Origin of the sequence: Nocardioides pymetrozini, assembly GCF_046058985.1 — a bacterium.
Lineage (GTDB): Bacteria > Actinomycetota > Actinomycetes > Propionibacteriales > Nocardioidaceae > Nocardioides.
In genome coordinates, this window is record NZ_CP175556.1 from 401,987 (window position 1) to 424,442 (window position 22,456).

Here is a 22,456-nt window from a genome sequence, read left to right on the forward strand (position 1 = left end):
ACGTCCGGTACCCACACCGGCTCCGCCTCGCGGCAGGAGTGGTCGGAGGGACGGGAACGAAAGGTTCACGATGTCCCACCTGTTGCGTGTGGGTGTGATCGGCGCCGGCCGTGTCGGCGCCGTCCTGGCCGCGGGTCTCCGCGCCGCCGGCCACCCGGTCGTCGCCGCCGCCGGCGAGTCCGACGCCTCCCGGCGTCGCGCCGCCGACCTGCTGCCCGGAGTGGCGCTGCGCAAGCCGAGCGAGGTCGCGCGCGAGGCCGAGCTCCTGCTGCTCACCGTGCCCGACGACATGCTGCCCAATGTCGTGACGGTGCTCGCCGACAGCGGTGCCCTCCGTGCCGGCCAGGTCGTCGCGCACACCTCCGGCCGCCACGGCCTCGCCGTCCTCGCGCCGGCCGCCGCCGTCGGCGCCCGGGTGATCGCGCTGCACCCGGCGATGACCTTCACCGGCACGGCGGTCGACCTGGAGCGGCTGGACGGGTGCGTCTTCGGGCTCACCGCGGGCGCCGACGAGAGGGAGCTCGCCGAGTCCCTCGTCGCCGACCTCGGCGGCCGGCCGACCTGGGTGCCCGAGGAGATGCGCACCCTCTACCACGCGGGCCTGGCCCACGGCGCGAACCACCTGGTGACCCTCGTCAGCGAGGCCATGGGCCTGCTCGGCGCCGCGGGCGTCGACGACCCGGCCGGCACGCTCCGGCCGCTGCTCGAGGCCGCCCTCGACAACGCCCTGGCGCACGGCGACGCCGCGCTGACCGGCCCGATCGTCCGCGGCGACGTGCAGACGGTCGCGGCCCACCTCGCGGACATCTCGACCAACGCGCCCGACACCGTGCCGTCGTACGTCGCGATGGCGTGGGCCACCCTCGACCGCGCGGTGACCGACGGCCGGCTCCTGCCGATCCGCGCCCAGGCCATCGCCACCGTGCTCAGCGCGTACGGCGAGCGCCGGGTCCGGCCCGCCCACCGGGTGGAGTCGGCGTGAGCACCCTGACCACCCCTGCCGTCGCGCGCAGCCGGGCCGACCTCGCCGGCCTGCTCGCGTCGCGGCCCGGGGGCCGGTCCGCGCCGGTCGTTCTCGTCCCCACCATGGGCGCGCTGCACGAGGGGCACGCGACCCTGATGCGGGTCGCCCGGGAGCGCGCGGGAGCCGCCGGTACGGTCGTCGTGTCGGTGTTCGTCAACCCGCTCCAGTTCGGGCCCGGTGAGGACCTCGACCGCTACCCGCGCACCTTCGAGGCCGACCTCGAGCTCGCCGGGGTCGAGGGCGTCGACGTCGTGTTCGCGCCCGTCGTTGCCGAGATGTACCCCGACGGCGTCCCCCACGAGGGGGTCCCGACGGAGGCCGTCACCGTCCAGCCCGGCCCTCTCGGCGACATCCTCGAGGGAGCGAGCCGGCCCGGCCACTTCCGCGGCGTGCTGACGGTCGTGGCGAAGCTCTTCGGCCTCGTCCGGCCCGACGTGGCGATCTTCGGGGAGAAGGACTACCAGCAGCTCGCGCTCATCCGCCGGATGACCGCGGACCTGTGCCTCGGCATCGACATCGTCGGCGCCCCCACCGACCGGGAGCCCGACGGCCTGGCCCGCTCCAGCCGCAACCGCTATCTCGACGCCGACCAGCGCCAGCAGGCGGTCGCGCTGAGCCGGGCCCTGCGCGCGGCCCAGGAGCGCGCGGCGTACGGCGTCCCGGCGGCGCGGTGGGCCGCGATGGGCGTGCTCAAGGCCGAGCCGGGGGTCGAGCTCGACTATCTCGCGCTGCGGACCACCGGGCTGGAGGAGCTGCCCGACTATCCGGAGCCCGGCACCGAGGGCCGCATCCTCGTCGCCGCGCGCGTCGGCACCACCCGCCTCATCGACAACCTGCCCATCCAGTTCTGACCAGCAGTTTCCACACGGGGGAGAGCCCAATGCTGCGCACCATGATGAAGAGCAAGATCCACCGCGCCACCGTGACGCAGGCCGACCTGCACTACGTCGGCTCGGTCACGGTCGACGAGGACCTGCTCGACGCGGCCGACCTGCTGGCCGGTGAGCTCGTGCACATCGTCGACATCACCAACGGCGCCCGCCTCGAGACCTACACGATCGCGGGGGAGCGGGGCAGCGGCGTGATCGGCATCAACGGCGCCGCGGCGCGCCTGGTGCACCCGGGCGACCTCGTCATCCTCATCGGCTACGGCCAGATGACGACCGAGGAGGCCAAGGAGTACCAGCCCCATGTCGTCTTCGTCGACGCCGACAACAAGATCATGGCCACCGGGTTCGACCCCGCCGAGACCTTCGGCGACCCGTCGCTGTCCCGCGGCGACGTCACCGCGACGCGCTGACCTCCGGACTCGGTAGCCTGCGGGGATGCCCGAACAGCTGCGCCTCCCGGGGCGCCTGAGCGCCCCGAGCCCGGGGTGGACCACGCGCGCCGACGTCGTCATCGTCGGCTCCGGCATCGCCGGCCTCACGGCCGCCCTCCGCCTGCGCCAGCACGTCGAGAAGGTCCTGGTCGTGACCAAGGACGTGCTCAACGCCGGGTCGACCCAGTGGGCGCAGGGCGGGATCGCCGCGGCGCTCGGGCCCGAGGACACGCCTGAGCAGCACGAGGTCGACACCCTCGTCGCCGGTGCGGGCGCCTGCGACCGGGACGCCGTGCGGGTGCTCGTCAACGAGGGCCCCGAGGCGGTCCGCGAGCTGATCGCGCTCGGCACCAACTTCGACCACACCGACGACGGCGAGCTGTCGCTGACCCGCGAGGGCGGCCACCACCGCGACCGGATCGCCCACGCCGGCGGCGACGCCACCGGCGCGGAGATCCAGCGGGCGCTCATCGCCGCCATCGAGGCCGCTCCCGACATCGAGGTCATCCAGCACGCCCTGGCCGTCGACCTGCTCCTCGGCGAGGACGCGGAGGGCCGCACCGGCGTCGCCGGCCTGACCCTGCACGTGATCGGCGAGGGCGAGCGCGACGGTGTCGGCGCGGTGCACTGCCGGGCGGTCGTGCTGGCCAGCGGCGGACTCGGTCAGGTGTTCTCCCAGACCACCAACCCGTCGGTCTCGACCGGCGACGGCATGGCCCTGGCGCTGCGCGCCGGTGCGACCCTGCGCGACCTGGAGTTCGTCCAGTTCCACCCGACGGTCATGTACCTCGGGCCCGACTCCCGCGGCCAGCAGCCGCTGATCTCCGAGGCCGTCCGCGGCGAGGGCGCCTTCCTGGTCGACGGTCTGCCCGAGGCGGGCGGTCGGCGGTTCATGCAGGGCGTGCACGAGCTCGCCGACCTCGCGCCGCGCGATGTCGTCGCCAAGGCGATCATGAAGCGGATGCTCGAGACCGGGCGCCCGCACATGTGGCTCGACGCCCGGCACCTGGGCCGGGAGTTCTGGGAGCGCCGCTTCCCGACCATCCTCGCGACGGCCCGGTCGCACGGCATCGACCCGGTCACCGAGCTGATCCCGGTCGCACCGGCCTGCCACTACGCCTCCGGCGGCGTGCGGACCGACCTCCACGGCCGCACCGACGTCCCCGGCCTCTACGCGACCGGCGAGGTGGCCTGCTCCGGGGTGCACGGGGCCAACCGGCTCGCCTCCAACTCGCTGCTCGAGGGCCTGGTGTTCTCGCGCCGGATCGCGGAGGTGCTGCCGCGCGAGCTGCCGCCCTGGCGCGAGCCCGCCGTGGACCGTCGTACCGCCGGCCTGGTCGCGGGCGACATCCGCCGCGAGCTGCAGGAGACGATGACCTCGCGGGTCGGCGTCCTGCGCTCGGCGCCCGGCCTCGACGAGGCGTCCGCCGTGCTCGACAAGCTCGCGGGGCGCGGCGCCGAGACCGTCGACCAGTCGTCGTGGGAGGCCACCAACCTGCTCACGATCAGCGCGGCCCTCGCCGGCGCCGCGGCCCTGCGCGAGGAGACCCGCGGCTCGCACTGGCGCGAGGACTTCCCCGAGCGCGACGACGAGCAGTGGGCGGGGCACTTCGACGTGACCATGGACGACGGCGCGACGACGGTCGCCTTCGTCCCGGCCCCCGCGACCGACGGAGGAGCCCGGTGATCGTCCGCACGCCGTACGACGAGCTCCCGGCGGCGCTGGTCGACGAGCTCGCCGGCGCCGGCCTCGACCCGCGCGCGGTCTACGAGCACGTCGTGCTCGCCTTCGAGGAGGACCTGCCCGGCGGCGTCGACGACGTCACGAGCGACGCGCTGCCCGACATGGGCCGCGCCGTGGCCGACTTCGCGGCCCGCGAGCCGGGCGTGGTCGCCGGCCTGGCGGTCGCCGAGCTGGCCTTCGTCTACGCCCTCGGCGACACCGTCGAGCTCACGGGGCGGGTCCCCGACGGCACCCGAGTGCGTCCCGGCGACGTGGTGCTCACCGTCTCGGGTCCCGTGCGCGGCGTGCTCACCGCGGAGCGGACGGCGCTCAACTTCGCCTCCCACCTCTCCGGCGTCGCGACCGCGACCGCGCATTGGGTGGACGCCCTGGCCGGCACCCGGGCCCGCGTCCTCGACACCCGCAAGACGCTGCCTGGGTGGCGCGCGCTGCAGAAGTACGCCGTGCGCTGCGGGGGCGGCGTCAACCACCGGTTCAGCCTCGTCGACCGCGCCATGGTCAAGGACAACCACGCGGTCGCCGCGGGCGGTGTCGTGGCGGCGTACCAGGCCGTCGTCGCGGCGCATCCCGGCCTGCGGGTCGAGGTCGAGGTGATGGACCTCGACGAGCTGCGGGCGGTGCTCGCCGCGGGGTGCACCGAGGTGCTGCTCGACAACATGAGCACCGAGGACATGGCGGAGGCGGTCCGGATCAACCAGGAGGCCGGGGGGCACGCGACGCTCGAGGCCTCGGGCGGGCTCACCCTCGAGCGGGCGCGCGAGGTGGCGCTGACCGGCGTCGACTTCATCTCGGTCGGGGCGCTGACCCACTCGGTCAACGTGTTCGACCTCGGGCTGGACTTCCGGACGGGCTGAGGCGATGCCGCTCCTCGCCGCCGACATCGGCAACGCCCACACCGTCCTCGGCCTGGTCGCCGACGGTGCCGTGCACGCGGACTGGCGGGTCTCCACCGCCGAGCACCGCACGGCCGACGAGTGGGCGGTGCTGCTGCGCGGACTGCTCGGCGCCCGCGAGCAGGAGGTCAGCGGGATCGCGGTGTGCGCGACCGTGCCGGCGGTCCTGAATGCGTGGCGCGAGATGCTGCCGGCCCATTTCCCCGACATTCCCCGCGTCATCGTCGAGCCCGGAATTCGCACCGGCGTCCCGATTCTCGTCGACAATCCGCGCGAGGTCGGCACCGACCGCATCGTCAATGCGCTCGCGGCCGCCGCGGATTTCCCGTGCCCGGCCATCGTCGTCGATTTCGGCGGCACCGCCACGACCTATGACGTGGTCGACGCGCAGGGTCGCTATGTCGGCGGCGCCATCACGCCGGGCATCGAGATCTCGCTCGAGGCGCTCAGCCGCGGCGGCGCCCAGCTGCGCATGGTCGAGCTCGTCCGCCCCCGTGGGGTGATCGGCAAGAACACGGTCGAGGCGCTGCAGTCCGGCATGGTGTTCGGCGTAGCCAGCCAGGTCGAGGGGATGGTCGAGCGGCTCACCGCCGCGCTCGGCGCCGCGCCCGGCGACATCTCGGTGATCTCCACCGGATATCTCGCTCCTCTGGTCGCCGACGAGTGCCGTTGTTTCACCCACCGCGCGCCGTGGCTGACATTGCGCGGCTTGGAGAAGGTATTCACCCGCAATCAGCGCTGATTCATATTCCGCGCCATTTGTGCAAGGATCCGATATCGCGCCGATGCGGCGCTTTTCATCAACTCCACGCCAACGTCTGAGGAGATCCGCGCCATGGCCCAGAAGGTCAACATCGTCCTGGTCGACGACATCGACGGCACCGACGCCACCCAGACCGTCTCCTTCGGGATCGACGGCGCCACCTACGAGATCGACCTCAACGACGAGAACGCCTCCGCGCTGCGCGAGGCGCTCGCGCCGTACGTCGGCCACGGCCGCAAGGTGGGCCGCGGCGGCGGCAGCGGTGGGGCGCGCCGCAGCGGTGGCGGCCGGTCGGCGTCCGCGGCCGGCGGCGCCTCCGCCAAGGAGGTCCGCGCGTGGGCCCGGGAGAACGGGTTCACCGTGCCGGAGCGGGGCCGGATCCCCTCGGAGGTGCGGGAGGCGTACGACAGCGCGCACTGAGGCGCTGACATAAGGCGATCCTGGACGACGAAACTCACGCTTGGACGATGAACCTTCTTCGTCCAAGCGTGAGTTTCACCGGCCGGCCGGTGAAACTCGCGCCGGCCCCGTTCGCTGACAGCGGACGAAGAAAGGCCGCTCCCATGGAACGCGTAGGGTGGGAGCGGGGTTGTAACCCTTTGAACAGCCCCGTGTGACGTGTGAGGAGCGTGCAATGTTCGAGCGGTTCACTGACCGTGCCCGCCGGGTGGTCGTGCTGGCCCAGGAAGAGGCCCGCATGCTCTCCCACAACTACATCGGGACCGAGCACATCCTGCTCGGCCTCATCCACGAGGGCGAGGGTGTCGCCGCCAAGGCGCTCGAGTCGCTGGACATCTCCCTGGAGGCGGTCCGCGCGCAGGTCGAGGAGATCATCGGCCAGGGCCAGCAGGCGCCGTCGGGACACATCCCCTTCACGCCGCGCGCCAAGAAGGTGCTCGAGCTGTCCCTGCGCGAGGCGCTGCAGCTGGGCCACTCCTACATCGGCACCGAGCACATCCTGCTCGGCCTGATCCGGGAGGGCGAGGGCGTCGCGGCGCAGGTCCTGCAGAAGCTCGGGGCCGACCTCAACCGGGTGCGCCAGCAGGTCATCCAGCTGCTCTCCGGCTTCCAGGGCAAGGAGGGTACGGCGGCCGCGGCCAGCACCGGCAGCACCGGCAGCGGCGACCAGCCGTCGTCCTCGCTGGTCCTCGACCAGTTCGGCCGCAACCTGACCCAGGACGCCCGCGAGGGCAAGCTCGACCCGATCATCGGCCGCGCGCAGCAGATCGAGCGCGTGATGCAGGTGCTGTCGCGTCGTACCAAGAACAACCCGGTCCTCATCGGCGAGCCCGGCGTCGGCAAGACGTCGATCGTCGAGGGCCTGGCGCAGGACATCGTCAAGGGCAACGTCCCCGAGACGCTGAAGGACAAGCAGATCTACACCCTGGACCTGGGGGCCCTGGTCGCCGGCTCCCGCTACCGCGGTGACTTCGAGGAGCGTCTGAAGAAGGTGCTCAAGGAGATCCGCACCCGCGGCGACATCGTCTTGTTCATCGACGAGATCCACACGCTGGTCGGCGCCGGCGCGGCGGAGGGCGCGATCGACGCGGCCTCCATCCTCAAGCCGATGCTGGCCCGCGGCGAGCTGCAGACCATCGGCGCGACGACCCTCGACGAGTACCGCAAGTACCTCGAGAAGGACGCCGCGCTCGAGCGCCGCTTCCAGCCGATCCAGGTCCCCGAGCCGTCGATCGCCGACACGATCGAGATGCTCAAGGGCATCCGCGACCGCTACGAGGCGCACCACCGGGTGACGATCACCGACGAGGCCCTCGTCTCCGCCGCGACCCTCGCCGACCGCTACATCTCCGACCGCTTCCTGCCGGACAAGGCGATCGACCTGATCGACGAGGCCGGCTCGCGGCTGCGGATCCGCCGGATGACGGCGCCCGCCGACCTGCGCGAGTACGACGAGAAGATCGCCGAGGTGCGCCAGCGCAAGGAGGCGGCCATCGACGGCCAGGACTTCGAGGCTGCCGCGCGCCTGCGCGACGAGGAGAAGCAGCTCATCTTGAAGAAGTCCGAGCGCGAGAAGCAGTGGCGCGCCGGGGACATGGACGAGGTGGCCGAGGTCGACGAGGAGCTGATCGCCGAGGTGCTCGCCGTGGCGACCGGCATCCCGATCGTGAAGCTCTCCGAGGAGGAGTCCACCCGTCTGCTCAAGATGGAGGACGAGCTCCACAAGCGGGTCATCGGGCAGGAGGAGGCCGTCAAGGCGCTCTCCCGCGCGATCCGGCGTACCCGTGCCGGCCTGAAGGACCCCAAGCGGCCCGGCGGCTCGTTCATCTTCGCCGGACCGTCCGGTGTCGGTAAGACCTGGCTGTCCAAGACGCTGGCGGAGTTCCTCTTCGGCGACGAGGACGCGCTGATCCAGCTCGACATGTCGGAGTTCGGCGAGAAGCACACCGTCTCCCGGCTGTTCGGCTCGCCTCCGGGCTATGTCGGCTACGAGGAGGGCGGCCAGCTCACCGAGAAGGTCCGGCGCAAGCCGTTCTCCGTCGTCCTCTTCGACGAGGTGGAGAAGGCCCACCCGGACATCTTCAACAGCCTGCTGCAGATCCTCGAGGAAGGTCGCCTGACCGACTCGCAGGGCCGGGTCGTGGACTTCAAGAACACCGTCATCATCATGACGACGAACCTCGGCTCGCGCGACATCGGCAAGTCCGTCGGCCTGGGCTTCAACTCGGGCGACGCGGCGGGCTCCTACGACCGGATGAAGGCCAAGGTCTCCGACGAGCTCAAGCAGCACTTCCGTCCGGAGTTCCTCAACCGCGTCGACGAGGTCATCGTCTTCCCGCCGCTCTCGCAGGAGCAGATCGTCGCGATGGTCGACAACATGATCGCCTCCGTCGAGCTGCGTCTCAAGGACCGCGACATGCAGCTGGAGCTGACCCAGAAGGCGAAGGCGCTGCTCGCCGAGCGGGGCTTCGACCCGGTGCTCGGGGCGCGCCCGCTGCGCCGCACGGTCCAGCGCGAGATCGAGGACGTGCTCGCCGAGAAGATGCTCTTCGGCGAGGTCGGTCCCGGCCAGATCGTCCTGGTGGACGTCGACGGCGAGGGTCCGAACGCGACCTTCACCTTCGAGGGCCAGAAGGTGGGGGAGCTGCCCGACCTGCCGCCGCTGGAGACGGTCGCCGAGACCGTCGAGGGTGGCGACACCGGCGAGAGCGACCTGCCGGCCACCGGCAACGACTGACCCGGCCCCAACCGTCCGCTGAACGACAACGACCCGGCAGGAAGCTCCTGCCGGGTCGGCGCGTTCCGCGCGCTCGTTCGCGCCGGGTCGTGCTCAGTGGGCGCCGGACAGGTTGAGCAGCACGACGCCGGCCACGATCATCGCCAGGGCGGCCGCCTTGAGCGCACCCAGGTGCTCGCCGAGGAAGAGCACGCCGACGGCGGCCATGCCGGCGGTGCCGAGACCGGCCCAGACGGCGTACGCGACCGACACGGGCAGCTGCCGCACGACGACGGCGAGCAGCCAGATCGACGTCGCGTACCCACCGAGTACCAGGGCCGTCCACAGGGGGTCGCGGAAGCTCTGCGTGCGCGGCAGCGCCGCGCTCGCCGCGACCTCGACGCCGATCGCCGCCATCAGGAGCACCCAGGCCATCACGCACACCTCTCGATCGATGTAGCGACTGCTACATCCTCTACTGTAGCACCTGCTACATTGACGGCGTGAGCGACGAGGACAGCGCGAGCGACCGGCGCCGCGAGCTGGCCGAGGGGGCGACCGACTACGTCCTCGAGCACGGCCTGATCGGGCTGAGCCTGCGGCCGTTGGCGGCCGCGCTGGGCACCAGCGACCGGATGCTGCTCTACCACTTCGCCGGCAAGGACGACCTGGTCGCGACGGTGCTGCACACCTCGAACGCCCGCTCCGTCGCTCACCTCCGCTCCCTCCCGGTCGCGGCAACGGTGCGCGAGGCGGTGCTCGCGCTGTGGACGGCGTCCACCGAGGGCCAGCTGGAGCGGTGCCAGCGGCTCTACGTCGAGGCCGCGGCGCTCGGGTTCTTCGGCCGTGAGCCGTATGCCGGCGTCGTCCGCGAGTCCAACCGGGTGTGGACCGCGGCGCTCGCCGGCTGGCTCACCGCCGCCGGCTGCCCGGCGGAGGCCGCGCCGCGGGCGGCGAACCTGCTCGACGCCGCGATGATGGGGCTGCAGCTCGACCTGCCGCTCGACCGCGGTACGCCCGCCCTCGATTGCTCCGTCGAGGACCTGGCCGACGCCGTCGCCGCCATCGCCCGCTGCTGACCCGCGCTCAGGGCAGGCGGTACCGACCGTCGGGGCCGACGACCACGAGGCCGTCGGCGACCAGCGAGGCGAGCGCACGCTCGCGCTGGCCCGCCTGGTCCCAGGTCGCGTCGAGCCGCGCCTTGTCGACCGCCCCCGGGGCGTCGCGGAGCACGGCCAGGAGCCGGCCGCGGCACTGCCGGTCGGTGCCGGCGTAGGTCTGGACCGGCCGCGGCGGACCGTCGTACGCCGGCGCGCCGGCCCGCTGCCAGGCGCAGGCGTCGACCACGGGGCAGTGCCCGCACCGCGGCCGGTCGGCGGTGCAGACGAGGGCGCCGAGCTCCATCACCGCCACCGACCAGGTCGCCGCGGTCGGGGCGTCCTCGGGCAGCAGCGCGGCACCGAGCTCGCGCTCGGCGCGGTTCACCGAGCGCGGCGGGAACTCCACGCCGGAGACCGTGCGAGCCAGCACCCGGCGCACGTTGGTGTCCAGCACGACCTGGCGCTGCCCGTAGGCGAAGGCGGCCACGGCCGCCGCGGTGTAGTCGCCGACGCCCGGCAGGGCCAGCAGCGCGTCGTACGTCGACGGGACCTCCCCGGCGTGCTCCTCGGTGATCGCGACCGCCGCCGCGTGCAGCCGCAGCGCCCGCCGCGGGTAGCCGAGCCGGCCCCACGCGCGCACCGCCTCGCCCGACGGCTCCGCGGCCAGTGCGCCCGGTGTGGGCCACCGGGCCAGCCAGGCCTCGTGGACCGGCAGCACCCGCGCGACCGGTGTCTGCTGCAGCATGAACTCGCTGACCAGGACCGACCACGGGCTCGCCTCGGGGCGCCGCCACGGCAGGTCGCGGGCATTCTCGTCGTACCAGCGCACGATGGGCGCGACCAGGGGGCTCGTCATGGCGCCCTCATTGTGACCTGTGCCCGATCGGCGTCCGTCACGGCGGGTCACCGGGGATCGCGCCGCCCGCCTGACTACCGTCGTCCCATGCCCACGACGCGCCGCCCGAGCCCCGCTCGCGGCGCGGCGAGCCGTCGTCCGCTCCCGCCGGGGGTCTACTGGCGTCGCCGGGCCTTCGTGCTCGGGATCGCGTTCGCCCTGGTGTTCCTCATCGCGCGGGTCCTGACCGCGGGCAGCGACGCCCGCTCGGACGATCCCGCGGCAGCCCAGGCCGGGAGCCGGACCGAGCGAGCGGGACTGCGGCCGCGGACCGCGAGGGGTCCGCGACGGACGGTGCGACCGAAGCGGGCGACGCGGGCGAGGCAGACGGCGAGGGCGCGACGGCGCCCGCGACCGTCCCGACGACACCGACCCTGGCCGAGCCCCAGGGCGAGTGCGCGGCCGCCGACGTGGTCGTCACGCCCTCGGTCGCCGAGGGCGCCGTCGCCGGCCGCGACGTGCCGGTGACGCTCTCGCTGCAGACCCGCGAGTCCGAGGCCTGCACCTGGCAGGTCAGCGCCAGCACGGTCGTGGTGAAGGTGGTCAGCGACGGAGACGACGTCTGGACCACCCGGCAGTGTCCGCAGGCCGTGACCGACCAGGCGGTCGTCATACGACGTGCGGTGCCGACGACGGTCCAGGTGGTGTGGCACGAGGCGCGCGAGTCCACCGAGGGCTGTACGCGCCGCGCGGACTGGGTCCTGCCCGGCACGTTCACGGTCGCTGCGGCCGCGCTCGGCGGCGAGCCGGCCCAGGCCGACTTCGTGCTGGGGGCACCCGCCCCCGAGACCATCCAGGTCACCCCCAAGGCGCCGAAGACGAAGAAGGCGAAGAAGCCGACCACGCCGGTGAACTAGCGGCCCTCGGCCGGTCCCGCTGTCCGAGACCCCCGCTCTGGCCGAGGCTCGGGCCTGGTGGCATCCGCGCATGGTCCCGCGCCGTCGTGCTCTCCTCGTCTCCGCGCTGCTGAGCGCGTCCGCACTGCTCGGTCCCGGGGCCGCCCCGGGCTCGACGGCCGGTGCGCCGGACGTCCGCCTGCTCGGCGTCACGACCCTTCCCTCGGGGATGCGCTACGCGGGTACGACCGTCGGCGGCCTGTCGGGGATCGACCGCGACCCCCGTCGTGGTGACTACGTCCTGATCTCCAACGACCGCTCGGAACTGGCGCCGGCGCGGTTCTACACCGCTCGGATCACGCTCGACGGCGGTGCGCCGGACGTCGCGCTGACCGGGAGGCACATCCTGCTGCGCGACGACGCCATGCCGTACCCCAGCCTGACGAGCTGGCTGTCCGAGCCCTGCCGGCAGGGAGAGGCGGTGTGCGAGCGGCGCGCGACGGTCGACCCCGAGGACGTCCGCGTCGACCCCCGCTCCGGGACGGTCTGGTGGAGCCAGGAGGGCGACCGGCAGACCGGCCCCGTCCCCTTCCTGTCCGACCCGTCGATCCGGCGGGCCGAGAGGGACGGTGGTTTCGCCGGGCAGATGCGCGTTCCCGAGATGCTGCGGGTCGACGCCGGGCCGCGCGGACCCCGGGCCAACCTCGGGCTGGAGGCGTTCACCTTCGCCGCATGCGGCCGCCTGGTGACCTCCGTCGTCGAGGGCCCCCTCCTCCAGGACGGGCCCGAGCCCACCGCCACCGAGGGAGCGCTGGCGCGGCTCTCGGTGCAGAGCCGGGGCGGGACGCTCCGGGCGCAGTACGCCTACCCGATGGACGCCGTCGACGGCACGCCCGGCGCCAACGGGGTCGCGGCGATCCTCGAGGACCCACGTCGGCCGGGGCGGTACCTGGTGCTGGAGCGCGCGGTCGTGCTCGGCGCGGGCACCCGGGTCCGGCTGTACGCCGTGACGCTCCCCGCAGTCCCGGGAGCCCGAGGAGCCGCGGGCGAGTGGCCGGGTCCGCCCGCCACCGACATCGCCGGGATCGACGCGCTCGCCGACCTGGCGCCGGGGCGCACCCTCCGGCCGCTTCACAAGGAGCTGGTCGCCGACCTCGCCGACCTCGGCGTGGAGCCGGGCATCGTGGAGGGGATGACGTGGGGGCCTGGTCTCCCCACCGGCGAGCGGAGCCTGCTCCTGGTCGCCGACGACAACTTCGCCCTACGGGCGATCCCGGGGGTGGCGCAGGTCAGCCAGCTGATCGCGCTCGCGGTCGACGACGCCAGCGCTCCACCGGCCGCCAGCTGCTAGGCCGGTCCTCGCTCGCAATCCCGCGCCGACTGGCCTCAGACGTACCGCTCGAGGATCGTCGACTCGGCCAGTCGGCTCAGGCCCTCGCGGACGCTGCGGGCGCGCAGCTCGCCGACCCCCTCGACGGCCTGCAGGTCGTCGATGCCGGCGGAGAGCAGCTTCTGCAAGGTCCCGAAGTGGTCGACCAGGCCCTCGATCACGGTGGCGGGCAGGCGGGGGACCTTGGTCAGCAGGCGGTAGCCGCGCGGCGCGACGGCGCCGTCGAGGTGCTCGCCGGTGCCGATCCCGAGGACCTTGGCCACGGCCGAGGGATCGACCAGGTCGGTGGAGGAGAGCTGCTCCAGCTTGACCAGGAGGTCACTGGGCTCGCGGCTGCGGCGGCGCGAGGGCGCGTAGTCGCGGATGACCAGCTCGCGCTCGGTGTCGACGCCGGTCACCAGCTCCTCGAGCTGGAGGGCGAGCAGGCGGCCGTCGGTGCCGAGCTCGAGGACGTAGTCCTCGATCTCGCGGGCGATGCGGCTGACCATCTCGAGTCGCTGGGCGACGACCGCGACATCGCGGACCGTCACGAGGTCCTCGATCTCGAGGGCCGAGAGCGTGCTGGAGACCTCGTCGAGACGGAGCTTGTACCGCTCCAGCGTCGCCAGGGCCTGGTTGGCGCGGGACAGGATCTGGCCCGAGTCCTCCAGGACGTGCCGGGTCTCGCCGACGTACGCCGCGATGATCTGCATCGACTGCGAGACCGAGATGACCGGGTGTCCGGTCTGCTTGGCGACCCGGTCCGCTGTGCGGTGGCGGGTGCCGGTCTCGTCGGAGGGGATGCTCTGGTCGGGCATCAGGTGCACCGCTGCCCGGATGATCCGGCTCACGGCGCCGTCGATGATGATCGCGCCGTCCATCTTGGCCAGCTCGCGCAGCCCCGTGGCGCTGAAGGGCACGTCGAGCTCGAAGCCGCCGGTGCACAGGCTGTCGACCAGGCGGTCCTGGCCGAGCACGATGAGTGCGCCGGTGCGTCCGCGCAGGATCCGCTCGAGTCCGTCGCGCAGCGGCGTGCCCGGGGCGATGGATGCGAGGGCCTCGCGAAGTCGCGGATCGGCCGACGTGACCACTGGTGCTCCCTGCTGACGTGCTGCTCGGACGGTGTCACCCTATCCGCGCCGGCCCTCGGCTATGCGCTTCGTGCCCCGATCGATGGCGCCGAGGTGCCGGTGGTGCGCGCCGCGGGGGCATCCCCGGGCCGGGATCGTCCTACTCGACCACCTCCAGCGCGTGCTTCGTGCGCTGGTCGACGTGCAGCGCACGCAGCGCGGAGGCGACGTCGGGCACCTCGACGACCCGCATCCCGTCCACCGTGCGCTCGCCTCCGGTGCGGCGCACCCCCTGCGCGGTGCCCGGGTCGGCCGGCACGACCGCCATCGCGAAGCCCAGGCGGGCCGCCTCGGCGAGGCGCTGCGGCAGGTCGCGGACGCGCCGCAGCTCGCCGGAGAGGCCGATCTCGCCGAGCGCGACCACCCCCGCGGGTGGCGCGCTCACGAAGTGGGCCGAGGCGACCGCGACGGCGAGGGCGAGGTCGGCTCCGGGGTCGCTGAGCCGTGCGCCGCCGACGGTGGAGGCGAAGACGTCGTGCTGGTGGAGCCGGAGACCGCAGTGCTGCTGCAGGACGGCGAGGACCATCGCCAGGCGGGAGCCGTCGATGCCCGACGTCGTCCGCCGCGGCCGCTCGGCCGGCGAGAGCGTGACCAGGCCCTGCACCTCCGCCAGCATCGGGCGACGCCCCTCCATCGACACGGCGACGCAGGTGCCCGGCACCCGGCCGTGGTGGCGCTCGACGAAGATGCCGGTGGGGTCCTCGACCGTGCGGATGCCGTCGGGGCCGAGGTCGAAGCAGCCGACCTCGTCGACGGGGCCGAACCGGTTCTTGACCGCGCGCAGCATCCGGAAGCGCGAGTTGCGCTCGCCCTCGAAGTGGAGCACGACGTCGACGAGGTGCTCCAGGACCCGAGGACCGGCGATCGCCCCGTCCTTCGTGACGTGTCCGATCATCACGACGGTGACATTGCGGCTCTTCGCCATCCGGACCAGCGCCTGCGCGACCTCCTTGACCTGAGTGACGCCCCCCGGCACGCCGTCGACGCCGGAGGCGCCGATCGTCTGCACCGAGTCGATGACGACGGTGCTCGGCCGGACCTGCTCGATGTGGGTGAGCACCGCGCCGAGGTCGGTCTCCGCGGCGAGGTAGAGCTGGTCGTGGATGCCGCCCGTGCGGTCGGCGCGCAGCCGCACCTGGGCGGCGGACTCCTCGCCCGTGACGTAGAGCGTCCGCTGCCGAGCCGCGGCGGTGCGCGCGGCGACCTCGAGCAGCAGGGTCGACTTCCCGACCCCCGGCTCGCCCGCCAGGAGCACCGCGGCGCCGGGCACCAGGCCGCCACCGAGGACCCGGTCGAGCTCGGGGACGCCGGAGCGCTGGTGGCCGGCACGCTCCGCGGACACCTGGCCGATCGGGACCGCCGCCTGGGTGACCGGCGCCGCCGTCGTACGACCCGAGGAGCCGGCCGCGGAGGCGGCGACCTCGGCCACCGACCCCCAGGCCTGGCACTCGCCGCAGCGGCCCACCCAGCGCGCTGTCGACCAGCCGCACTCGCTGCACCGATAGGTCGAACGTGTTTTCGAACCAGCCATGGGCCGACAGTAGGACACCCTGCCGACAGAAGGGACCCGGCGCGCGGCGGCCGGAGGGAAAGCGCGGGCACGAGGCACCGCGGGCTCGTGGGAGAATCGCGCGATGGACACCCCCCGGCCACCGGCGACCCTGGCCGACGTCGCCGAGCGCGCGGGCGTCTCCCGGCAGACGGTCTCCAATGCGGTGAACAACCCCGACCTGCTGCGCCCGGACACCCTGGCCCGCGTGCAGGAGGCCATCGAGCACCTCGACTACACCCCCAACCAGGCCGCGCGGCACCTGCGCACCCGCTCCTCCCATCTCGTCGGGCTGCGGCTGAGCCCGGCGCAGGAGTTCACCGCCAACATGGCGATGGACCGCTTCGTGCACGCGCTCGTGGAGGCCTCGCGCGAGGCCGGCTACCACGTGCTCCTCTTCTCCGGAGGCCGCGTGGCCGAGGGGGAGCTGCCCGACCCGCTCGGCGGGTACGACGACCTCCTCCGCTCGACCGCGGTCGACGCCTTCGTCGTGACCGACACCTATCTCGGCAACCCCCAGACGGTCGGCCTGGCGCAGCGGCGGGCGCCCTTCGTGGCGTTCGGGCGCCCCTGGGACGACCCCGCGGCGACCCATCCGTGGGTCGACGTCGACGGGGCGGCCGGGGTCGAGGCGGCCACCGAGCACGTCCGCGCTCAGGGGCACGAGCGGATCGCCTGGCTGGGCTGGCAGCCCGGCTCCCGGATCGGCGAGGACCGGCGGGCGGGCTGGCACCGTTGCATGGCCGCGCACGGGCTGACGACCACCGGCCTGGAGGCCGCGGTGCCCGACACGGTCGACGCCGGCCGCGAGGCGGCGGCGACGCTGCTCGACACGAGCGCGCCCACGGCGTTCGTCTGCGCCTCCGACACGCTGGCGGTCGGCGTGCTGCACACCCTCGCCGAACGAGGTCGCGCGCCGGGGCGCGAGGTCGCGGTGGTGGGCTTCGACGACTCGCAGGTGGCGCAGGTGATGGGCCTGTCGTCGGTGCGGCAGCCGCTGGAGGAGGTCGCGGTGCACCTCGTCGCCGCGCTGCGCGCCCTGCTCGCACCGGGCCGTGCCGAGCGCGACGCGGTCCTGCTCCAGCCGTCCCTTCAGGTCCGGGCGTCCAGTGTCCGGTAGCCCGGAGCGCATCGTCGGCAAGCGTGGGCCCGAAGGGCCTGCGCGCCGCCGTCGATCGGCGACGCGCTCGGCCAGAAGGCTCAGAAGCGCTTGGACCAGAGGTTGACCGCGTAGTCGACCTCCAGGCCGTGGTGCTCGCGCAGCACCTCGTCGGCGAGCGCCGGCGCCAGCTCGATGCGCACGACGGCCTCCAGGTCCGCACGGGAGTCGAACCGCCAGCCCATATCGACCCGGTCGAGGGTCCAGCCGCGGGTCGTCCAGAACCGCTCCGTCTCCTCGGGCGGGTCCAGCTGCGGGTAGCCGCGTCGGAACCAGCCGCCGAAGGTCGAGCGCGAGCCGTCGTTGTCGATGACCAGCGCGACGCCCCCGCGGCGCACGACCCGGTCCAGCTCCGCCAGGCCCGGCTCGCAGCCGCGCCCGAAGAAGTACGCCCACCGCGCGTGCACCACGTCCACCGACGCGTCGGGGAGCGGGATCTCCTGCGCCGTGCCGCGGCGTACCTCCGCGTGCGCGATGCCGCGGGTGCGCAGGCGTCGGGCGGCGAGCCTGGCGAGCCCGGCATGGGGCTCGACGCCGATCACCTGCGACGCCGTCTCGGCGAAGGAGGGGAGATGGAAGCCCGTACCGCAGCCCAGGTCGAGCACGGTGCGCCCGGCCCAGTCCGCACGCTCGCGCATCGCCGCCCAGAGCCGGCCGTCGGGGTCGGCGGCGCGGTTCTCCAGCTCGTACGTCGCGGTGTGGTGCCAGATGTTGGGGCTGGGGATGGTGCCCCGCGGCTGCATCCGCCTCAGATGCGGACGATGCCGCCGGGGGTCAGCACCTGCGCGGCGAGGATGCCGGGCGTGCCGTGGGGGGCGACCCACTCGACCTTGACGTCCTCCAGGGGCGCCTCGACGGTCTCGCCCAGCCACTCGCTGACGCGCTGCGGGTCGCCGGCGATCTCGATGCCCGCCAGCGAGACGGTGCCGTCGCCGCCGGTCGAGGGGTGCAGCTCGCCGGGGACGTCCCACTGCAGGAAGAACGGCAGCTGCGGGTCCGCGATCAGCCCGTTGATGCCGATCTGCTTCCAGCGCAGCTCGGTGCCGTCGGGGCGGTGCCGCGAGCCGGGGACCGCCGGGCGGCCCAGGCGCTCCTCGACGATCGCGATGTCGGGGACCGCCACCGCCCAGCCGAGCCAGCCGCCGCCGAGCGCCGAGCGGGCCTTGACCGCCTGCCCGAAGGGCGCCTTGTCGGAGGCCGGGTGGTCGAGAGCCTCGACGACCTCCAGGTAGGTGCCGTCGGTCAGCGGAAGGATCATGTTGCGGGTGCCGAAGCGCGGGTGGACGCCGCCGTCGACGAAGTCACGCCCGATGGCCGCGCCCAGGCGGGCAGCCGTGCTCGCGAGTCCGTCGGGGCCAGCCGCGTAGGAGAGATGATCCAGGCGCATGCCAGACATTCTGAGCATGCGGCCGATGGTCCGACGAATCGGGGTCGCTGTCTCTTGATGTCGAGAGTCGTGGTGGGGTGGTTGGCGGGGGACGGATTCACCACGGGATGTAGGCGAAGCGGAGCTTCCCGCGTGGAATTCCGCTACAGAAGTGCTGGTTCGGCTACATCCCGTGGTGAATCCGCACCGCCCAGGCGGATTCGGCTACATCCCGTGGTGAATCCGCACCGCCTAGGTCTCGCGCCCCACAAACCGTCAGCGCGGGTCGGCCGGATGCAGCGCCAGCGCCGAGCGGGAGCGCAGGTGCGCCTCGCAGTGGTGGACGAGCTCGTCGTACGCCGCCTGGCCCATCAGGGCGACCAGCTCGGCCTGGTTGGTGACGTAGACCGGCTCCATCCCGACGTGGGCCTCGGTGTTGCCCGAGCAGTACCAGTCCAGGTCGTGGCCGCCGGGACCCCAGCCGCGCCGGTCGTACTCGGTGATCGTCACCTCGACGTACGACGTCCCGTCCATCCGCTCGATCTCGCGGAAGGTACGGCGGATGGGCAGCTGCCAGCACACGTCCGGCTTGGTCTCGAGCGGGTTGCGCCCGAGTTCGAGGGCGAGCCCGTGCAGGGCGCAGCCGGCGCCGCCGGCGAAGCCGGGCCGGTTGGAGAACACGCACGAGCGCTGGCCGTCGACCTCGTGCATCCGGGTCTTGCGCTCGCCGTCCTCGTCCTTCTCGACCCAGTCCTTGCGCTTGACCGGCCGTCCCGGATGGGCCTGCCAGTGCGCCGGCGTCAGCTGCTCGACGAAGCCCTGGACGCGGCGCTCGTCGTCCTTGTCGGCGAAGTGCGCGCCGAGCGTGCAGCAGCCGACGTCGGGGGAGTCGGCGTAGATGCCGGCGCAGCCGCTGCCGAAGATGCAGGTGAAGGACGACGTGAGCCAGGTGAGGTCGCACTTGAGGACCTCGGACTCGTCGGCCGGGTTGGCGAACTCCACCCACGCACGGGGAAAGTCGAGCGGGACCTCGGGCACGGTGGTCCTTTCAAGGGTCAGGGCCGGGCCACGATAGTGCAGAGCCGGTGAGGCACGGTCAGCGCCGAACGGCGCGCTGGGGAGAGCGGTCTCCGCGCCAGGTCATGGATGACGGTGCGCTGTCGGGATGGACGTCGTACTTTCGGATGTAGGTCAGGATCTGCATCCAGAGGACCTCGCCTCCCGGTTCGCCGGCGCCGGCGCAGCCGTTCGGCACCTCGATGGTCACCCGCTTGCGATGGACGGAGGCGCTCAGCCCCGGGCACTCCACCCGGTTCGAGTAGCCGAGGTCCCATACGTACAGGCCGGTGACCAGCTGGCCTTGCGCGTCGAACTCCGCGGAGGCGGTCCACTCCCTCGGGCAGACGGTGTCCAGGTGCGGGCACCGCACGACGACCAGCTCGACCCCGAGCTTCGCGCGTCGCCGCAGATGGGGGATATGCACCACCGCCTTGTAGGACGTCGCGGTGTTGACGAAGCGCACCTTGCGGATGTCGACGCTCGGTCTCGTGTCGGCGGGGTCCTTCGCCGACTTCTCCCCTGCCTGGGCCGGCGCCGGGCCGGCGAGGACGGCGAGCAGGGTCGCCAGGCAGCTGAGGATGACGAGAGCCGGCCGGCCCGTCGTCCGGTGATGGCGGAGCATCGCCCTACGATAAGGGCTGTTCGCGTGTCCCTGGCCGTCCACTAGTACCGTGGACGTATGCGTCTGGGTGTCCTCGACATCGGCTCGAACACCGGCCACCTCCTGGTGGTCGACGCCCACGGCGGCGCGGCGCCGCTGCCGGCGTACTCCTACAAGGAGCCGCTGCGCCTCGCCGAGCACCTCGACGCCGACGGCGACATCTCGCCGACCGGCATCGCGGCGCTGACTGCGTTCACCGCGCAGGCGCTGGTCGTGGCCGAGGAGAAGGGCTGCGAGGAGATGCTGTCCTTCGCCACCTCGGCCGTGCGCGACGCGGGCAACTCCGAGGAGGTGCTCGCCCACGTCGCGGCCCAGACCGGCGTGCAGATCGCGGTGCTCCCGGGCGAGGACGAGGCGCGGCTGACCTTCCTCGCCGTACGGCGGTGGTTCGGCTGGTCGGCCGGGCGCCTGGCCGTCTTCGACATCGGCGGCGGGTCCCTCGAGATCGCGGCCGGGTCCGACGAGCGGCCCGATGTCGCCTGGTCCCTGCCGCTGGGTGCGGCCCGGCTGGCGCGCGCCGAGTTCGCGGCGCGGCCCGACGACGACCAGCTGCGCCAGATCCGCCGCCGGATCCGGGCCGACATCGCGCGCGACGCGGGCCACCTGCTGCGCGCCGGTACGACGCACCGCGCGTCGGCCACCTCCAAGACCTTCCGTTCGCTCGCTCGCATCTGCGGCGCGGCGCCGTCGGCCGAGGGCCCGCTGGTGCCGCGGACCCTGCCGCTGGCGGAGCTGCGCCAGTGGATCCCCAAGCTGGTCGCGATGACCCCCGAGGAGCTGGCCGCACTGCCGGGGGTCTCGCCGAGCCGCGCCCACCAGATCGTGCCGGGGGCGCTCGTCGCCGAGGCCTGCATGGACATCTTCGACCTGGCGGAGCTGGAGATCTGCCCGTGGGCGCTGCGCGAGGGCGTCATCCTCGAGCGGATCGACAAGCTCAGCGTCAACGACCCGTCATGACCGCCGACGCGCCGGGGCGTCCCCGGATCGGGCTCTCCACGAGCTCGGTCTACCCGGAGTCGACCGCGCACGCGTTCGCCTACGCCGCGTCGGTGGGCTACGAGGCGGTCGAGGTGATGGTCGGCATCGACGCCCTCTCCCAGCAGGTCGACGCCGTCCGGCAGCTCGCGGAGCACCACGCGATCCCGGTCAGCGCCGTCCACGCCCCCTGCCTGCTCTTCACGCAGCGGGTCTGGGGGGTCGAGCCCTGGGGCAAGCTCGAGCGCTCGGCCGCGATGGCGAGGGCCGTGGGCGCCGAGGTCGTCGTGGTGCATCCGCCGTTCCGGTGGCAGCGGGAGTACGCACGGGACTTCGTCAACGGGATCGCCGCCCTGGAGGAGTCCTCCGGCGTCGCCTTCGCCGTGGAGAACATGTACCCCTGGCGGGCCTCGCGCCGCCGGATGGAGATGTACCTCCCGGGCTGGGACCCCTCGACCGAGCCCTACGCCAATACGACCATCGACCTCTCCCACGCGGCGATCGCGCAGTCCGACCCGGTCGCGATGGCCGAGCGGCTCGGCCCGCGACTGCGCCACGTCCACCTGACCGACGGCACCGACTCCGCCAAGGACGAGCACCTCGTGCCAGGCCGCGGCGACATCGGCGCCGACCGGTTCCTGCGCCATCTCGCGGCCACCGGCTTCGCCGGGGAGGTCGTGCTGGAAATCAACACCCGCCGCTGCGCCACCCGCGAGGAGCGCGAGGCCGACCTGCGCGCGTCGCTGGACTTCGCGCTCGAGCATCTCGCCGTTCCCACGGCACCCTCCGGCGCGGGCGACCCGTCGTGACGACCGCGCCGAGTGGCCGGGGCCGGCGCCGCGGCAGCCCCGACACGCGCGCGGCGATCCTCGAGGCGGCCCGCGCGCGCTTCGCCGACGCCGGCTTCTCCGGTACGACGATCCGCGGGGTCGCCGCGGACGCCGGCGTCGACCCGGCCCTGGTGCACCACTACTTCGGCTCCAAGGACGACCTGTTCGTGGCGGCCCTGGAGCTGCCCGTGGACCCGAGGGCGGTGCTGGCCGAGCGGGTCGCCGGGCCCCTGGAGGGAGCGGGCGAGCGGCTGCTGCGCGCGCTGCTGTCGGTCTGGGACGACCCGGAGGTCCGCCCCGCACTGCTGGCGATGGTGCGCCGGCTGATCGAGCCCGGCGGCGAGACGCTGTTCCGCGAGGGCTTCCTCCCCGTCGTCCTGGCGCCGCTCGGCGCGGCGCTCGGCGTCGACGACCCGGAGCGGCGGATGCAGCTGGTCGCCAGCCAGGTCATCGGGGTCATCGTGCTGCGCTACGTCGTCCGGGCCGAGGCCATCGTCGCGATGGACGCGGACGCCCTCGTGACGGCGTACGCGCCGGTCCTGGACGGCTTCCTCGCCGGTCCGCTGTGACGGCTCGCCCGTCCCGGGCGCCATGACGTCGTCGGCGG

Annotated in this window: 23 protein-coding genes; 15 read left to right on the top strand and 8 right to left on the bottom strand. The window is 73.3% G+C overall.

Annotated features, from left to right (window positions below):
• The first annotated feature begins 70 nt into the window (after positions 1–70).
• The 8 genes from ACJ5H2_RS01935 to ACJ5H2_RS01970 all read left to right on the top strand — a co-directional run bounded on the left by ACJ5H2_RS01935 (position 71) and on the right by ACJ5H2_RS01970 (position 8,941).
• Positions 71–982, top strand: coding sequence for a Rossmann-like and DUF2520 domain-containing protein (locus tag ACJ5H2_RS01935; RefSeq protein ID WP_408897877.1), 912 nt, complete (start codon positions 71–73; stop codon positions 980–982).
• Positions 979–1,875, top strand: a complete 897-nt coding sequence (gene panC / locus ACJ5H2_RS01940; protein WP_408897878.1) for a pantoate--beta-alanine ligase — start codon at positions 979–981, stop codon at positions 1,873–1,875. Before ACJ5H2_RS01935 ends, panC begins: the two co-directional genes overlap by 4 nt.
• A gap of 29 nt (positions 1,876–1,904) precedes the next feature.
• Positions 1,905–2,324, top strand: coding sequence for an aspartate 1-decarboxylase (gene panD, locus ACJ5H2_RS01945; protein ID WP_408897879.1), 420 nt, complete (start codon positions 1,905–1,907; stop codon positions 2,322–2,324).
• A 25-nt stretch (positions 2,325–2,349) separates the two neighbouring features.
• Positions 2,350–4,032, top strand: a complete 1,683-nt coding sequence (locus ACJ5H2_RS01950; protein ID WP_408897880.1) for an L-aspartate oxidase — start codon at positions 2,350–2,352, stop codon at positions 4,030–4,032.
• Positions 4,029–4,943: a carboxylating nicotinate-nucleotide diphosphorylase gene (gene nadC, locus ACJ5H2_RS01955; RefSeq protein ID WP_408897881.1), complete on the top strand. Its 915-nt coding sequence runs from the start codon at positions 4,029–4,031 to the stop codon at positions 4,941–4,943. The genes ACJ5H2_RS01950 and nadC overlap by 4 nt, the downstream gene beginning before the upstream one ends.
• Before the next feature lie 4 nt (positions 4,944–4,947).
• On the top strand, positions 4,948–5,724 hold the full coding sequence (locus ACJ5H2_RS01960; protein WP_408897882.1) for a type III pantothenate kinase: 777 nt from the start codon (positions 4,948–4,950) through the stop codon (positions 5,722–5,724).
• A 93-nt stretch (positions 5,725–5,817) separates the two neighbouring features.
• Complete coding sequence (locus ACJ5H2_RS01965) at positions 5,818–6,165, top strand: Lsr2 family protein (RefSeq protein WP_408897883.1); 348 nt, start codon at positions 5,818–5,820, stop codon at positions 6,163–6,165.
• A gap of 214 nt (positions 6,166–6,379) precedes the next feature.
• On the top strand, positions 6,380–8,941 hold the full coding sequence (locus tag ACJ5H2_RS01970) for an ATP-dependent Clp protease ATP-binding subunit (RefSeq protein WP_408897884.1): 2,562 nt from the start codon (positions 6,380–6,382) through the stop codon (positions 8,939–8,941).
• Between the two features lie 93 nt (positions 8,942–9,034).
• Here ACJ5H2_RS01970 and ACJ5H2_RS01975 read toward each other — a convergent pair whose 3' ends face one another.
• Positions 9,035–9,355, bottom strand: coding sequence for a DMT family transporter (locus ACJ5H2_RS01975; RefSeq protein ID WP_408897885.1), 321 nt, complete (start codon positions 9,353–9,355; stop codon positions 9,035–9,037).
• Positions 9,356–9,423: 68 nt separating this feature from the next.
• Between ACJ5H2_RS01975 and ACJ5H2_RS01980 the strand changes: the two genes are divergently transcribed.
• A complete protein-coding gene (locus ACJ5H2_RS01980; protein ID WP_408897886.1) occupies positions 9,424–9,999 on the top strand; it encodes a TetR/AcrR family transcriptional regulator in 576 nt (191 codons plus the stop codon).
• Between the two features lie 7 nt (positions 10,000–10,006).
• On the opposite strand, the gene ACJ5H2_RS01985 is transcribed toward ACJ5H2_RS01980, so the two are convergent.
• Positions 10,007–10,876, bottom strand: a complete 870-nt coding sequence (locus tag ACJ5H2_RS01985; protein ID WP_408897887.1) for an A/G-specific adenine glycosylase — start codon at positions 10,874–10,876, stop codon at positions 10,007–10,009.
• Between the two features lie 449 nt (positions 10,877–11,325).
• Between ACJ5H2_RS01985 and ACJ5H2_RS01990 the strand changes: the two genes are divergently transcribed.
• Positions 11,326–11,772, top strand: a complete 447-nt coding sequence (locus ACJ5H2_RS01990) for a hypothetical protein (protein ID WP_408897888.1) — start codon at positions 11,326–11,328, stop codon at positions 11,770–11,772.
• A 70-nt stretch (positions 11,773–11,842) separates the two neighbouring features.
• Positions 11,843–13,102, top strand: a complete 1,260-nt coding sequence (locus ACJ5H2_RS01995; RefSeq protein WP_408897889.1) for an esterase-like activity of phytase family protein — start codon at positions 11,843–11,845, stop codon at positions 13,100–13,102.
• A gap of 35 nt (positions 13,103–13,137) precedes the next feature.
• Here ACJ5H2_RS01995 and disA read toward each other — a convergent pair whose 3' ends face one another.
• Positions 13,138–14,211: a DNA integrity scanning diadenylate cyclase DisA gene (gene disA / locus ACJ5H2_RS02000; RefSeq protein WP_408897890.1), complete on the bottom strand. Its 1,074-nt coding sequence runs from the start codon at positions 14,209–14,211 to the stop codon at positions 13,138–13,140.
• 139 nt (positions 14,212–14,350) lie between these two features.
• A complete protein-coding gene (gene radA / locus ACJ5H2_RS02005; protein WP_408897891.1) occupies positions 14,351–15,781 on the bottom strand; it encodes a DNA repair protein RadA in 1,431 nt (476 codons plus the stop codon).
• A 103-nt stretch (positions 15,782–15,884) separates the two neighbouring features.
• Here radA and ACJ5H2_RS02010 point away from each other — a divergent pair, with 103 nt between their 5' ends.
• Positions 15,885–16,919: a LacI family DNA-binding transcriptional regulator gene (locus tag ACJ5H2_RS02010; protein ID WP_408897892.1), complete on the top strand. Its 1,035-nt coding sequence runs from the start codon at positions 15,885–15,887 to the stop codon at positions 16,917–16,919.
• A gap of 80 nt (positions 16,920–16,999) precedes the next feature.
• On the opposite strand, the gene ACJ5H2_RS02015 is transcribed toward ACJ5H2_RS02010, so the two are convergent.
• The 4 genes from ACJ5H2_RS02015 to ACJ5H2_RS02030 all read right to left on the bottom strand — a co-directional run bounded on the left by ACJ5H2_RS02015 (position 17,000) and on the right by ACJ5H2_RS02030 (position 20,005).
• The gene (locus tag ACJ5H2_RS02015) at positions 17,000–17,701 is read right to left on the bottom strand and encodes a class I SAM-dependent methyltransferase (RefSeq protein WP_408897893.1); all 702 of its coding nucleotides are present in this window, start codon (positions 17,699–17,701) and stop codon (positions 17,000–17,002) included.
• Between the two features lie 5 nt (positions 17,702–17,706).
• Positions 17,707–18,345, bottom strand: coding sequence for a VOC family protein (locus ACJ5H2_RS02020; RefSeq protein WP_408897894.1), 639 nt, complete (start codon positions 18,343–18,345; stop codon positions 17,707–17,709).
• A gap of 255 nt (positions 18,346–18,600) precedes the next feature.
• A complete protein-coding gene (locus tag ACJ5H2_RS02025) occupies positions 18,601–19,362 on the bottom strand; it encodes a hypothetical protein (protein WP_408897895.1) in 762 nt (253 codons plus the stop codon).
• A 58-nt stretch (positions 19,363–19,420) separates the two neighbouring features.
• On the bottom strand, positions 19,421–20,005 hold the full coding sequence (locus ACJ5H2_RS02030) for a hypothetical protein (RefSeq protein ID WP_408897896.1): 585 nt from the start codon (positions 20,003–20,005) through the stop codon (positions 19,421–19,423).
• 57 nt (positions 20,006–20,062) lie between these two features.
• Between ACJ5H2_RS02030 and ACJ5H2_RS02035 the strand changes: the two genes are divergently transcribed.
• From ACJ5H2_RS02035 to ACJ5H2_RS02045, 3 genes are read left to right on the top strand one after another with little or no spacing between them, the layout of a single operon-like run.
• Positions 20,063–21,001, top strand: coding sequence for a Ppx/GppA family phosphatase (locus tag ACJ5H2_RS02035; RefSeq protein ID WP_408897897.1), 939 nt, complete (start codon positions 20,063–20,065; stop codon positions 20,999–21,001).
• Positions 20,998–21,828: a sugar phosphate isomerase/epimerase family protein gene (locus tag ACJ5H2_RS02040; RefSeq protein WP_408897898.1), complete on the top strand. Its 831-nt coding sequence runs from the start codon at positions 20,998–21,000 to the stop codon at positions 21,826–21,828. Before ACJ5H2_RS02035 ends, ACJ5H2_RS02040 begins: the two co-directional genes overlap by 4 nt.
• The gene (locus tag ACJ5H2_RS02045) at positions 21,825–22,418 is read left to right on the top strand and encodes a TetR/AcrR family transcriptional regulator (protein ID WP_408897899.1); all 594 of its coding nucleotides are present in this window, start codon (positions 21,825–21,827) and stop codon (positions 22,416–22,418) included. Before ACJ5H2_RS02040 ends, ACJ5H2_RS02045 begins: the two co-directional genes overlap by 4 nt.
• Positions 22,419–22,456: the final 38 nt, after the last annotated feature.